Annotated in this window: 1 protein-coding gene; it reads left to right on the forward strand. The window is 64.1% G+C overall.

Annotation, left to right across the window (positions count from 1 at the left end; translation table 11 throughout):
* On the forward strand, positions 1–245 hold a 245-nt coding region (locus B4920_RS27475), incomplete at both ends, for an N-6 DNA methylase (protein ID WP_145954655.1).

The following is a 245-nucleotide window of genomic DNA, read 5'->3' on the forward strand; positions in this document are numbered from 1 at the left end:
GCAAGACCCGCCGCCCCGGCGAGGTGCTGTTTATCGACGCCCGCAAGCTCGGCACCATGGTGAGCCGGGTGCAATGTGAACTGGATGAGGCGGCCATCGCCAAGATTGCCGATACCTTCCACGCCTGGAAAACCGATGGTGAGACGGCGCAACCCTATGAGGACGTGCCGGGCTTCTGCCGCAGCGTTCGGCTTTCCGAGATTGCCGAGCACGGCCATGTGCTGACCCCTGGCCGCTATGTCGGT

This window comes from Zoogloea sp. LCSB751 (genome assembly GCF_002028455.1).
Classification (GTDB): Bacteria; Pseudomonadota; Gammaproteobacteria; order Burkholderiales; family Rhodocyclaceae; genus Zoogloea.